This is a genomic window from Kitasatospora sp. NPDC086009, assembly GCF_044540385.1.
Classification (GTDB): Bacteria; Actinomycetota; Actinomycetes; order Streptomycetales; family Streptomycetaceae; genus Kitasatospora.
Genome location: NZ_JBITSA010000014.1, coordinates 112,551 through 125,134 on the forward strand (window position 1 = coordinate 112,551; position 12,584 = coordinate 125,134).

General features: G+C 71.7%; 11 protein-coding genes. All 11 read left to right on the forward strand.

The genetic code is table 11. The features are described from left to right. Nucleotides 1–4: 4 nt before the first annotated feature. The 11 genes from ACIF6L_RS28220 to coaBC all read left to right on the forward strand — a co-directional run bounded on the left by ACIF6L_RS28220 (nt 5) and on the right by coaBC (nt 12,436). Entirely contained in the window at nt 5–985 is a 981-nt protein-coding gene (locus ACIF6L_RS28220) for an aspartate carbamoyltransferase catalytic subunit (RefSeq protein WP_329486778.1), read from the forward strand. Beyond that, nucleotides 982–2,286: a dihydroorotase gene (locus ACIF6L_RS28225; protein ID WP_329486777.1), complete on the forward strand. Its 1,305-nt coding sequence runs from the start codon at nt 982–984 to the stop codon at nt 2,284–2,286. Before ACIF6L_RS28220 ends, ACIF6L_RS28225 begins: the two co-directional genes overlap by 4 nt. Continuing rightward, nucleotides 2,283–2,849: a hypothetical protein gene (locus ACIF6L_RS28230; RefSeq protein ID WP_329486776.1), complete on the forward strand. Its 567-nt coding sequence runs from the start codon at nt 2,283–2,285 to the stop codon at nt 2,847–2,849. Before ACIF6L_RS28225 ends, ACIF6L_RS28230 begins: the two co-directional genes overlap by 4 nt. Then, nucleotides 2,846–4,036: a glutamine-hydrolyzing carbamoyl-phosphate synthase small subunit gene (gene carA, locus ACIF6L_RS28235; protein WP_329486775.1), complete on the forward strand. Its 1,191-nt coding sequence runs from the start codon at nt 2,846–2,848 to the stop codon at nt 4,034–4,036. The genes ACIF6L_RS28230 and carA overlap by 4 nt, the downstream gene beginning before the upstream one ends. Beyond that, on the forward strand, nt 4,029–7,340 hold the full coding sequence (gene carB / locus ACIF6L_RS28240; RefSeq protein WP_329486774.1) for a carbamoyl-phosphate synthase large subunit: 3,312 nt from the start codon (nt 4,029–4,031) through the stop codon (nt 7,338–7,340). Before carA ends, carB begins: the two co-directional genes overlap by 8 nt. Before the next feature lie 115 nt (nt 7,341–7,455). Beyond that, nucleotides 7,456–8,556: a quinone-dependent dihydroorotate dehydrogenase gene (locus tag ACIF6L_RS28245; RefSeq protein WP_329486773.1), complete on the forward strand. Its 1,101-nt coding sequence runs from the start codon at nt 7,456–7,458 to the stop codon at nt 8,554–8,556. Nucleotides 8,557–8,603: 47 nt separating this feature from the next. Further along, nucleotides 8,604–9,437, forward strand: a complete 834-nt coding sequence (gene pyrF, locus ACIF6L_RS28250; RefSeq protein ID WP_359836602.1) for an orotidine-5'-phosphate decarboxylase — start codon at nt 8,604–8,606, stop codon at nt 9,435–9,437. A 374-nt stretch (nt 9,438–9,811) separates the two neighbouring features. Beyond that, nucleotides 9,812–10,138: an integration host factor, actinobacterial type gene (gene mihF, locus ACIF6L_RS28255; protein ID WP_030056187.1), complete on the forward strand. Its 327-nt coding sequence runs from the start codon at nt 9,812–9,814 to the stop codon at nt 10,136–10,138. 49 nt (nt 10,139–10,187) lie between these two features. Beyond that, nucleotides 10,188–10,745, forward strand: a complete 558-nt coding sequence (gene gmk / locus ACIF6L_RS28260; RefSeq protein WP_352290776.1) for a guanylate kinase — start codon at nt 10,188–10,190, stop codon at nt 10,743–10,745. A gap of 36 nt (nt 10,746–10,781) precedes the next feature. Continuing rightward, the gene (gene rpoZ / locus ACIF6L_RS28265; RefSeq protein ID WP_030056185.1) at nt 10,782–11,048 is read left to right on the forward strand and encodes a DNA-directed RNA polymerase subunit omega; all 267 of its coding nucleotides are present in this window, start codon (nt 10,782–10,784) and stop codon (nt 11,046–11,048) included. Between the two features lie 152 nt (nt 11,049–11,200). Continuing rightward, entirely contained in the window at nt 11,201–12,436 is a 1,236-nt protein-coding gene (coaBC, locus tag ACIF6L_RS28270) for a bifunctional phosphopantothenoylcysteine decarboxylase/phosphopantothenate--cysteine ligase CoaBC (protein ID WP_396489650.1), read from the forward strand. Nucleotides 12,437–12,584: the final 148 nt, after the last annotated feature.

Genomic DNA, 12,584 nt, shown 5'->3' on the forward strand with positions numbered 1-12,584 from the left:
CCGCGTGAAGCGCCACCTCGTCTCCGCCGCCGACCTCACCCGCGACGACGCGCTGCTGATCCTGGACACCGCCGAGGAGCTGGCCCAGCTCTCCGGACGGGCCGTCAAGAAGCTGCCTACGCTCCGTGGTCGAACGGTCGTCAACCTCTTCTTCGAAGACTCCACCCGCACCAAGACCTCCTTCGAGGTCGCCGAGAAGCGGCTCTCCGCCGACGTCATCAACTTCTCCGCCAAGGGCTCCTCGGTCTCCAAGGGCGAGAGCCTCAAGGACACCGCGCTGACCCTCCAGGCGATGGGCGCCGACGCGGTCGTCATCCGGCACCACGCCTCCGGCGCGCCGGCCCGGCTGGCCCAGTCCGACTGGCTGCACGGCAGCGTCATCAACGCCGGCGACGGCACCCACGAGCACCCCACCCAGGCGCTGCTCGACGCCTTCACCATGCGCCGCCACCTCAACGCCGGCCTCGGCCGCGACCTCGCCGGCCGGCGGGTGACCATCGTCGGCGACATCCTGCACAGCCGGGTGGCCCGCTCCAACGTCCACCTGCTCACCACCCTCGGCGCCCAGGTCACCTTCGTGGCCCCGCCGACGCTGCTGCCGATCGGCATCGAGAACTGGCCCTGCGAGGTCAGCTACGACCTGGAGAGCGTGCTCCCCAAGACGGACGCGCTGATGATGCTCCGGGTCCAGCGCGAGCGGATGAACGCCGCCTTCTTCCCGACCGAGCGCGAGTACAGCCGCCGCTACGGCCTGGACGGCAGCCGGATGGCGCAGCTGCCCGAGCACGCCATCGTGATGCACCCCGGCCCGATGGTCCGCGGCATGGAGATCACCGCCGAGGTCGCCGACTCGCCGCGCTGCACCGTGGTCGAGCAGGTCGCCAACGGCGTCTCCGTCCGGATGGCCGTCCTGTACCTGCTGCTCGGCGGCGCCACGCTCGCCGACGCCGCCCCCCGCACCGACTCCGTGGAGACCGCTCAGTGACCACCTACCTGATCCGCAACGCCCAGATCCTCGGCGGCGCCCCGCAGGACCTCCACCTCGCCGACGGCGTGGTCAAGGAGATCGGCACCGGCCTGGCGGTCGAGGCGGACATCGAGATCGACGCCTCCGGCCTGATCGTCCTGCCGGGCCTGGTCGACCTGCACACCCACCTGCGCGAGCCCGGCCGCGAGGACGCCGAGACGGTGCTCACCGGCACCCGGGCCGCCGCGATGGGCGGCTTCACCGCCGTGCACGCGATGGCCAACACCTTCCCGGTGGCCGACACCGCCGGCGTGGTCGAGCAGGTCTGGCGGCTCGGCCAGGAGTCCGGCTTCTGCGACGTGCGCCCCGTCGGCGCCGTCACCGTCGGCCTGGAGGGCAAGAAGCTCGCCGAGCTGGGCGCGATGCACGACTCGGCCGCCGAGGTGCGGGTCTTCTCCGACGACGGCAAGTGCGTCGACGACGCGGTGATCATGCGCCGGGCGCTGGAGTACGTGAAGGCCTTCGACGGGGTCGTCGCCCAGCACGCCCAGGAGCCCCGGCTCACCGAGGGCGCCCAGATGAACGAGGGCCAGGTCTCCGGCGAGCTCGGGCTGGGCGGCTGGCCGGCCGTCGCCGAGGAGGCGATCATCGCCCGCGACGTGCTGCTCGCCGCGCACGTCGGCTCGCGCCTGCACGTCTGCCACGTCTCGACGGCCGGCTCGGTGGAGATCATCCGCTGGGCCAAGGCCAAGGGCTGGAACGTCACCGCCGAGGTCACCCCGCACCACCTGCTGCTCACCGACGAGCTGGTCCGCTCCTACGACCCGGTGTACAAGGTGAACCCGCCGCTGCGCACCGCGGCCGACGTCCAGGCGCTGCGCAAGGCGCTCGCGGACGGCACCATCGACGCCGTCGCGACGGACCACGCGCCGCACCCGTCCGAGGACAAGGACTGCGAGTGGGCCGTGGCCGCGATGGGCATGGTCGGCCTGGAGACGGCGCTCTCGGTGGTGCAGCAGACCATGGTCGACACGGGCCTGCTGAACTGGGAGGGCGTCGCGGACCGGATGTCGCACCGACCGGCCCGGATCGGTCGCCTCACCGGCCACGGACGACCCGTCTCGGTCGGTGAGCCCGCCAACCTGGTGCTGTTCGATCCCGCGTACCGTGGTGCCGTGAACCCCGACAGCTTCGCCACCCGCAGTCGCAACACCCCCTACCGTGGCCTCGACCTGCCCGGCCGGGTGCACGCCACCTTCCTGCGCGGCACCGCCACGGTGCTCGCCGGCGAGCTGGTCGAGCAGGGCGGGCTCGCGTGAGCGCCTTCACCGGGCTCGCCCAGGAGCAGGCCAGGGTCACCGACTGGCCCGGGTACATCGGCTGGGCCATCGGCCTGCTGCTGGTGATCGGGCTGGTCTACTGGCTGATGCGCCAGGGCTGGAACTGGCGGCGCACCCTGCAGTCCGGCATCCCGCCGCTGCCCGCCGTGCCGGCCCGGGCCGGCCGGACCATCCTGGAGACCAGCGGCCGGTACCACGGCACCACCACCGCCGGGAACTGGCTGGACCGGGTCGTCGCGCACGGCCTGGGCACCCGCAGCCGGGCCGACCTGACCCTCGGCGCGGACGGGCTGCTGGTGCAGCGCCCCGGCGACGTCGACTTCTGGATCCCGGCCGAGCAGCTGACCGGGGCCCGGACGGACTCCGGGATCGCCGGCAAGGTCGTGCCGTCCGGACTGCTCGTCGTCACCTGGACGCACGAGGGCACCGCGCTGGACTCCGGGTTCCGGGCCGACCACCCCGGCGAGCACGCCGCCTGGGTCGAGGCGATCGCCCACCTCGCAACACGTACGCAGACGAAGACGGAAGAGGCCGCTCAATGACCGCACCTGCCCCCACCACGCAGCGCCAACGGCGGGACCGCGTCCCCGCCGTGCTCGTCCTGGAGGACGGCCGGATCTTCCGTGGCCAGGCCTACGGCGCGATCGGCGAGACCTTCGGCGAGGCCGTCTTCAACACCGGCATGTCCGGCTACCAGGAGACCCTGACCGACCCGTCGTACCACCGCCAGGTGGTCGCGATGACCGCCCCGCAGATCGGCAACACCGGCTGGAACGACGAGGACGACGAGTCCCGCCGGATCTGGGTCGCCGGCTACATCGTGCGCGACCCCGCCCGGGTGACGTCCAACTGGCGCTCGCGCCGCCCGCTCGACGAGGAGCTCGTCAACCAGGGCGTCGTCGGCATCAGCGGCATCGACACCCGCGCCCTCACCCGCCACCTGCGCGAGCGCGGCGCGATGCGCTGCGGCATCTTCTCCGGCCCGGCGCTGGCGGACGACGCCGCGCTGCTGGCCCGGGTGCAGCAGTCGCCCGAGATGAAGGGCGCCGACCTCTGCCCCGAGGTCGCCACCACCGAGCCGTACGTGGTGCCCGCCGTCGGCGAGAAGAAGTTCACCGTCGCCGCGCTGGACCTCGGCATCAAGGCGATGACCCCGCAGCGGATGGCCGAGCGCGGCATCGAGGTGCACGTGCTGCCGGCGAACTCCACGCTGGAGGACATCTACGCCGTCGACCCGGACGGCGTCTTCTTCTCCAACGGCCCGGGCGACCCGGCCACCGCCGACCACCAGGTCGCCGTGGCGCAGGGCGTGCTGGAGCGCCGGACCCCGTTCTTCGGGATCTGCTTCGGCAACCAGATCCTCGGCCGGGCGCTGGGCTTCGGCACCTACAAGCTCAAGTACGGCCACCGCGGCATCAACCAGCCGGTGCAGGACCGCACCACCGGCAAGGTCGAGGTGACCGCGCACAACCACGGCTTCGCCGTGAACGCGCCGCTGGACAAGGTGAGCGACACGCCGTTCGGCCGGGTCGAGGTCTCCCACGTCTGCCTCAACGACGATGTGGTCGAGGGCCTTCAGGCACTGGACGTGCCCGCCTTCAGCGTGCAGTACCACCCGGAAGCGGCGGCCGGCCCGCACGACGCGGCGTACCTCTTCGACCGGTTCGTCGAGCTCATGCGAGGCGACGACAACGACAGTGTTGAGCTCATGGAGGGCCAGCGTGCCTAAGCGCACCGACATCAAGTCCGTCCTGGTCATCGGCTCCGGCCCGATCGTCATCGGCCAGGCCGCGGAGTTCGACTACTCGGGCACGCAGGCCTGCCGGGTGCTCAAGGCCGAGGGCCTGCGGGTCATCCTGGTCAACTCCAACCCGGCCACGATCATGACCGACCCGGAGATCGCCGACGCCACCTACGTCGAGCCGATCACCCCGGAGTTCGTCGAGAAGATCATCGCCAAGGAGCGCCCGGACGCCCTGCTGCCGACCCTGGGCGGGCAGACCGCGCTCAACACGGCGATCGCGCTGGACGCCAACGGCGTGCTGGCCAAGTACAACGTGGAGCTGATCGGCGCCAAGGTCGACTCGATCCACAAGGGCGAGGACCGCGAGCTCTTCAAGGGCGTCGTCGAGGCCGTCAACGCCAAGATCGGCCACGGCGAGTCCGCCCGCTCGGTGATCTGCCACACCATGGACGACGTGCTGGCCGGCGTCGACACGCTCGGCGGCTACCCGGTCGTGGTCCGCCCCTCCTTCACCATGGGCGGCGCCGGCTCGGGCTTCGCGCACAACGAGGAGGACCTGCGCCGCATCGCCGGCCAGGGCCTGACCCTCTCGCCGACCACCGAGGTGCTCCTGGAGGAGTCCATCCTCGGCTGGAAGGAGTACGAGCTGGAGCTGATGCGCGACAAGAACGACAACGTCGTGGTCGTCTGCTCGATCGAGAACTTCGACCCGATGGGCGTGCACACCGGTGACTCGATCACCGTCGCCCCGGCGATGACGCTGACCGACCGCGAGTACCAGATCCTGCGCGACATCGGCATCGCGGTCATCCGCGAGGTCGGCGTCGACACCGGCGGCTGCAACATCCAGTTCGCGGTCGACCCCGCGGACGGCCGGGTCATCGTCATCGAGATGAACCCGCGCGTCTCGCGCTCCTCGGCGCTGGCCTCGAAGGCGACCGGCTTCCCGATCGCCAAGATCGCGGCGAAGCTCGCCGTCGGCTACACCCTGGACGAGATCCCCAACGACATCACCGAGCAGACGCCGGCGTCGTTCGAGCCGACCCTCGACTACGTCGTGGTGAAGGTCCCGCGGTTCGCGTTCGAGAAGTTCCCGAGCGCCGACGCCACGCTGACCACCACCATGAAGTCGGTCGGCGAGGCCATGGCCATGGGCCGCAACTTCCCCGAGGCGCTCAACAAGGCGCTCCGCTCGCTGGAGAAGAAGGGCTCCCAGTTCACCTGGGCCGGCCCGGTCGGCGACAAGACCGCGCTGCTGGAGAAGGCCGTGGTCCCCACCGACGGCCGGATCAACACCGTCATGGAGGCCATCCGGGCCGGCGCCACCGCGGAGGAGGTGTTCGAATACACCAAGATCGACCCGTGGTTCGTCGACCAGCTCTTCCTGCTGGACGAGATCGCCGACGAGCTGGCCGAGGCCGCCGAGCTCACCCCCGAGCTGCTGCGCCACGCCAAGCGGCACGGCTTCTCCGACCTGCAGATCGGTGAGATCCGCGGCCTGCGGACCGACGTGGTCCGCGAGGTCCGGCACGCGCTCGGCATCCGCCCGGTGTTCAAGACCGTCGACACCTGCGCCGCCGAGTTCGCCGCCAAGACCCCGTACTTCTACTCGTCCTACGACGAGGAGAACGAGGTCGCCCCGCGCACCAAGCCCGCGGTGATCATCCTCGGCTCGGGCCCGAACCGCATCGGCCAGGGCATCGAGTTCGACTACTCGTGCGTCCACGCCTCCTTCGCGCTGGCCGACGCCGGGTACGAGACCGTGATGGTCAACTGCAACCCGGAGACCGTCTCCACCGACTACGACACCTCCGACCGGCTCTACTTCGAGCCGCTCACCCTGGAGGACGTGCTGGAGATCGTCCACGCCGAGCAGCAGGCCGGACCGCTCGCGGGCGTGATCGTCCAGCTCGGCGGCCAGACCCCGCTCGGCCTGGCCCAGGCGCTCAAGGACAACGGCGTGCCGATCGTCGGCACCCAGCCCGAGGCGATCGACCTCGCCGAGGAGCGCGGCGCCTTCGGCCGCGTGCTGCGCGACGCCGGCCTGCCCGCCCCCAAGCACGGCACCGCCTTCTCCTTCGAGGAGGCCAAGGCGATCGCCGACGAGATCGGCTACCCCGTGCTGGCCCGCCCGTCCTACGTGCTCGGCGGCCGCGGCATGGAGATCGTCTACGACGAGGCCTCGCTCGCCTCCTACCTGGAGCGGCACGCCGGTCTGATCTCCGAGCACCCGGTGCTGATCGACCGCTTCCTCGACGACGCGGTGGAGATCGACGTCGACGCGCTCTACGACGGCACCGAGCTCTACCTCGGCGGCGTCATGGAGCACATCGAGGAGGCCGGCATCCACTCCGGCGACTCCGCCTGCGCGCTGCCCCCGATCACCCTCGGCGGCTACGACATCAAGCGGCTGCGCACCTCCACCGAGGCGATCGCCCGCGGCGTCGGCGTCCGCGGTCTGATCAACATCCAGTTCGCCCTCTCCGGCGACATCCTGTACGTGCTGGAGGCCAACCCCCGCGCCTCCCGCACCGTGCCGTTCACCTCCAAGGCCACGGCGGTGCCGCTGGCCAAGGCCGCCGCCCGGATCTCGCTCGGCGCCACCGTCGCCGAGCTGCGCGCCGAGGGCCTGCTCCCGGCCGAGGGCGACGGCGGCACCCTGCCCGCCGACTGCCCGATCTCCGTCAAGGAGGCCGTGATGCCGTGGAGCCGCTTCCGCGACATCTACGGCCGCGGCGTGGACACCGTGCTCGGCCCGGAGATGCGCTCCACCGGCGAGGTCATGGGCATCGACAAGGTCTTCGGCACGGCGTACGCCAAGTCGCAGGCCGGTGCCTACGGCGCGCTGCCGACCAAGGGCAAGGTCTTCGTCTCCGTCGCCAACCGGGACAAGCGCAACCTGGTCTTCCCGGCCCGCGCGCTGGTCGGCCTCGGGTTCGAGCTGCTCGCCACCGCCGGCACCGCCGAGGTGCTGCAGCGCGGCGGCATCCCCGCCACCGTAGTGCGCAAGCACAGCGAGGGCGAGGGCCCGAACGGCGAGCGGACCATCGTCCAGCTGATCCACGACGGTGAGGTCGACCTCATCATCAACACGCCGTACGGCACCGGCGGCCGTCTCGACGGCTACGAGATCCGCACCGCCGCCGTCGCCCGTTCGGTGCCCTGCCTGACCACCGTCCAGGCGATGGGCGCCGCCGTCCAGGGCATCGACGCGCTGCTGCGCGACGAGGTCGGGGTGATGTCGCTCCAGGAGCACGCCCAGCTGATCAACGCCGGTCGCGCGAAGTAGTACCACCGCAGTGGGGGGCACCGACCGCCGGGTGCCCCCCACTGCCATGCCCACCCGTCGCCCGCCGCCGCCCCTCGACCGACGGGCCGCGCCCGATCCTCTGTTGGGACCCGCCGTGTACAAGCTCCTGTTCGACCTCGTCTTCAAGAAGATGGACCCCGAGAAGGCCCACCACCTGGCCTTCTTCTGGGTCCGGCTGGCCTCCTCGGTGCCCGGCCTGCGCACCCTCGTCCGGCTGGTGCTCGCCCCGCGCGACCGGGCGCTGCGCACCACCGCCCTCGGCCTCGACCTGCCCGGCCCGTTCGGCCTGGCGGCCGGCTTCGACAAGAACGGCGTCGGCATCGACGGCCTGTCGATGCTCGGCTTCGACTACGTCGAGATCGGCACCGTCACCGGTGAGCCGCAGCCGGGCAACCCGGCGCCGCGGCTGTTCCGCCTGGTCGAGGACCGCGCGCTGATCAACCGGATGGGCTTCAACAACCAGGGCTCGGCCCGGGTCGCCGCCCGGCTGGCCGCACGCCCGCACACCAGCTCCACACCGGTCGTCGGCGTCAACATCGGCAAGACCAAGGTGGTCGAGGAGGCCGACGCGATCGCCGACTACGTGAAGTCCACCGAGCGGCTCGCCCAGTACGCCGACTACCTGGTGGTCAACGTCAGCTCTCCGAACACCCCGGGCCTGCGCAACCTCCAGGCCGTCTCGCACCTCGGCCCGCTGCTGGCCGCCGTCCGCGAGGCCGCCGACCGCTCCACCGCGCACCACGTGCCGCTGCTGGTCAAGATCGCCCCCGACCTGGCCGACGAGGACGTCGACGCGGTCGCCGACCTCGCCCTGGAGCTGGGCCTGGACGGCATCATCGCCACCAACACCACGATCGGCCGCGAGGGCCTGCGCGCGAGCGCCGCCCGGATCGAGGAGATCGGCATGGGCGGCCTCTCCGGCGCCCCGCTCAAGGCCCGCGCGCTGGAGGTGCTGCAGCGCCTGCGCGCCCGGACCGAGGGCCGGCTGACCCTGGTCTCGGTCGGCGGCATCGAGACCGCCGAGGACGCCTGGCAGCGCATCGTGCACGGCGCCGACCTGGTCCAGGGCTACAGCGCCTTCATCTACCAGGGCCCGTTCTGGTGCCGGCGCATCCACAAGGGCCTCTCCGCCCGCGTCCGGGCCGGCGGCTTCCGCGACCTGGCGGCCGCCGTCGGCAGCGCCAAGGCCTCCTGACCCCCGCCGGACCCCCTCACCCCCGTGCTACGCCCTGGAAGGACGTCATGACCCTCGCCCCCTTCGGTGCCCGCCTGCGGCACGCCCTCGACACCCGCGGCCAGCTCTGCGTGGGCATCGACCCGCACGCCTCCCTGCTCGCCGCCTGGGGGCTGGAGGACTCCGTGGCGGGCCTGGAGACCTTCAGCCGCACCGTGGTCGAGGCCCTGGCCGACCGGGTGGCCGTGCTCAAGCCCCAGGCCGCCTTCTTCGAGCGGTTCGGCTCCCGGGGCGTCGCGGTGCTGGAGCGGTCCGTCCAGGAGGCCCGGGCGGCCGGCGCGCTCGTCCTGATGGACGCCAAGCGTGGCGACATCGGCTCCACCATGGCCGCGTACGCGGAGGCCTTCCTGGCGCCCGGCAGCCCGCTCTTCTCGGACGCCGTCACCGTCAGCCCGTACCTGGGCTTCGGCTCGCTGCGGCCGGCGCTCGACCTGGCGGCGGCAGGCGGCACCGGGGTGTTCGCGCTGGCCCTCACCTCCAACCCGGAGGGCGCCGAGGTGCAGCGCGCGACCGGCGCGGACGGCGAGCCGGTGGCGGCCGCGGTGCTGCGGCAGCTGGCCGCCGAGAACGCCGGCGCGGAGCCGCTCGGCTCGTTCGGCGCGGTGGTCGGCGCGACGCTGGCCGACGCGGGCGTCGACCTGGCGATCAACGGCCCGCTGCTGGCCCCGGGGATCGGCGCCCAGGGCGCCACGATGGCGGACCTGCCGCGGGTGTTCGGCGCCTCGGTGCGCAACGTGGTGCCGAGCGTCAGCCGCGACGTCCTGCGGCGCGGCCCGTCGCCGGCGGCGCTGCGGGAGGCGGCGGACCGATTCGTCCAGGAGTACGCGGACGCGGTGAAGTAGCGGGCGCCGCAGCGCTTTCGGTGGCACCCGAAGCGTCGCCGCGGAGGTGGCGTGATGTGCCGCGATGGCGTGACGGGGTGGCGCGGGGTCTCACGACTTGACGTGAGCGCCGTCACATCGGTGGTGCCAAAGGTCCGCAATCGCGGTCATTTTGCCCGGGAAAGTCCTGGTCGGCCTTGGCTGACCAGGACTTTTCGTGTTCTTTTCCTGACGTGGCGCCGCAATCCGGGTAGTGTCCGGCGATAGGTCATCGAAGAGCGGCGATTCCCGTTGCTCTCGCAGGTCAGAGCCGTGAGGTTCCCCTGCGGCCGGTGTCCTGGGAACCAAACCAGTCATAGCTCAATCCCTTCCTTCCACACCCTGAGGTGAACGGCGTGGCTCTTCCGCCCCTTACCCCTGAACAGCGCACCGCCGCGCTCGCCAAGGCCGCCGAGGCTCGCCGGGAGCGCGCCGAGGTCAAGAATCGGCTCAAGCACTCCGGCGCCTCCCTGCACGAGGTGATCAAGGCCGGCAAGGCCGACAACGACGTGATCGGCAAGATGAAGGTCTCCGCGCTCCTGGAGTCCCTCCCCGGCGTGGGCAAGGTCCGCGCCAAGCAGATCATGGAGCGCCTCGGCATCAGCGAGAGCCGTCGTGTCCGTGGCCTCGGCACGAACCAGATCGCCTCCCTGGAGCGGGAGTTCGGCGGCGGTGCCGCCTGACCGTGCCCCCGTGGTCCCGGGAGCGTCCGCGATCCGGGATAATCGGTGCATGAGTGAGCGTCCGCGGCTGACCGTGCTCTCCGGCCCCTCGGGGGTCGGCAAGAGCACGGTCGTCGCTCATATGAGGAAGCAGCACCCCGAAGTCTGGCTCTCGGTGTCGGCGACGACCCGCCACCCGAGGCCCGGCGAGCAGCACGGGGTCCAGTACCACTTCGTCGACAACGACGAGTTCGACAAGCTGATCGCCAACGGTGAGCTGCTGGAGTGGGCCGTGTTCGCGGGCAACCGCTACGGCACCCCGCGCCAGGCCGTACTGGAGAAGCTGGAAGCCGGCGTGCCGGTCCTGCTGGAGATCGACCTGCAGGGCGCCCGTCAGGTGCGCGAGTCGATGCCCGAGGCGCAGCTGGTCTTCCTGGCTCCGCCGAGCTGGGAGGAGCTGGTCCGCCGGCTCACCGGCCGGGGCACCGAGCCGCAGGACGTCATCGAGAAGCGGCTGGAGGCGGCCAAGGTCGAGCTGGCCGCCGAGACGGAGTTCGACACGAGCCTTGTCAACACCTCGGTCGAGCAGGTAGCGGCCGAACTGCTAGCCTTGCTCGGTGTAGTCTGACCTGTCTGTCTTTTCCACCTTTCGGAAGGTTTTCGCGTGTCCTCTTCCATGACCGCGCCCGAGGGCATCATCAACCCGCCGATCGACGAGCTGCTTGAGGCCACCGACTCCAAGTACAGCCTCGTGATCTACGCCGCCAAGCGCGCGCGTCAGATCAACGCGTACTACTCGCAGCTCGGTGAGGGCCTGCTGGAGTACGTCGGCCCGCTGGTGGACACCCACGTGCACGAGAAGCCGCTGTCGATCGCACTGCGCGAGATCAACGCCGGCATGCTCACCGCCGAGGCGGTCGAGGCGGCCTGAGCCGGTCTCCCTGTCTGTTCTGTCGAAGGGCCCGTCGGATCCGTTCCGGCGGGCCCTTCGGCGTGCCCGGGGGCGGTGCGGGGTGCACCGTGCCGCCGGCCGGCGGGGGGTCGTAGGGTGAGCACGTCCCGAGCGAGGAGAGAGTGGGAAGCATGAGCGCGAGCACGGACCGGTCGGACGCACCGCGCGTCGTCCTCGGCGTCAGCGGCGGCATCGCCGCCTACAAGGCGTGCGAGGTGCTGCGGCGGTTCACCGAATCCGGCCACCAGGTGACCGTGGTGCCCACCGAGGCCGCGCTGCACTTCGTCGGCGAGGCCACCTGGGCCGCGCTCTCCGGCCGTCCCGCCGCCACCGAGACCTGGGAGCGGGTCCACGAGGTGCCGCACGTGCGGATCGGGCAGAGCGCCGACCTCGTCGTGGTCGCCCCCGCGACCGCCGACCTGATGGCCAAGGCGGCCCACGGCCTCGCCGACGACCTGCTCACCAACACCCTGCTGACCGCGCGCTGCCCGGTCGTCCTGGCACCGGCGATGCACACCGAGATGTGGGAGCACCCGGCGACCCGGGAGAACGTGGCCACGCTGCGCCGCCGGGGCGTCGTGGTGCTGGAGCCCGCCGTCGGGCGGCTGACCGGCAAGGACACCGGCAAGGGGCGGCTGCCCGAGCCGTCCGCGATCTTCGACGCCTGCCGTGCACTGCTGCGCCGGGGCGCGGCCGCGGCCGACCTGGCCGGCCGGCACGTGGTGGTCTCGGCCGGCGGTACCCGTGAGCCGCTGGACCCGGTGCGCTACCTCGGCAACCGGTCCTCCGGCAAGCAGGGCTACGCGCTGGCCGCGACCGCCGCGGCGCGCGGCGCCCGGGTGACGTTGCTCTCGGCCAACGCGGAGCTGCCCGACCCGGCCGGGGTCGACGTGGTGCACGTCTCGACCGCGCTGGAGCTGCGGGAGGCCGCGACGAAGGCGGCGGCGGACGCCGACGTGGTGGTGATGGCCGCCGCGGTGGCCGACTTCCGCCCGGCCGAGTACGCCAGCGGCAAGATCAAGAAGGTCGAGGGGGTCGAGCCGGCCCCGGTCGCGCTGGTCCGCAATCCGGACATCCTGGCCGAGCTCTCCGCCCACCGGCCCCGTTCGGGTCAACTGGTGGTGGGTTTCGCGGCGGAGACCGACGACGTGCTGGCGAACGGTCGCGCGAAGCTCGCCCGCAAGGGCTGCGACCTGCTGGTGGTGAACGAGGTCGGCAACGGCAAGGCCTTCGGCACGGACGTCAACGAGGCCGTGATTCTGGGCTCGGACGGCACTGAGACGGGGGTGCCGGTGGGGCCGAAGGAGGCGCTCGCCGACGTGGTCTGGGACCTGGTCGCGAAGCGGTGGCAACCGGTCGCCGAGTGATCTCAAGAGGTGAGCAACCGGTCTCCTTTTCCGGAATCGAGTCCCGATAGCCGGTAGCTGACCGTTACACTCCAGGAATCAAGTCTTTCCGGATGTCCCCGGTCCGCCGGGGGCCTTCAGTCAGCAGCCGCTGCAACCCCAGGGAGCG

What these genes read in the sequence shown, in the direction of transcription:
- coaBC (WP_396489650.1), top strand. Translation starts at nt 11,201, where the DNA reads ATGAGCGCGAGCACGGACCGGTCGGACGCACCGCGCGTCGTCCTCGGC.
- gmk (WP_352290776.1), top strand. Translation starts at nt 10,188, where the DNA reads ATGAGTGAGCGTCCGCGGCTGACCGTGCTCTCCGGCCCCTCGGGGGTC.
- pyrF (WP_359836602.1), top strand. Translation starts at nt 8,604, where the DNA reads ATGACCCTCGCCCCCTTCGGTGCCCGCCTGCGGCACGCCCTCGACACC.
- carA (WP_329486775.1), top strand. Translation starts at nt 2,846, where the DNA reads ATGACCGCACCTGCCCCCACCACGCAGCGCCAACGGCGGGACCGCGTC.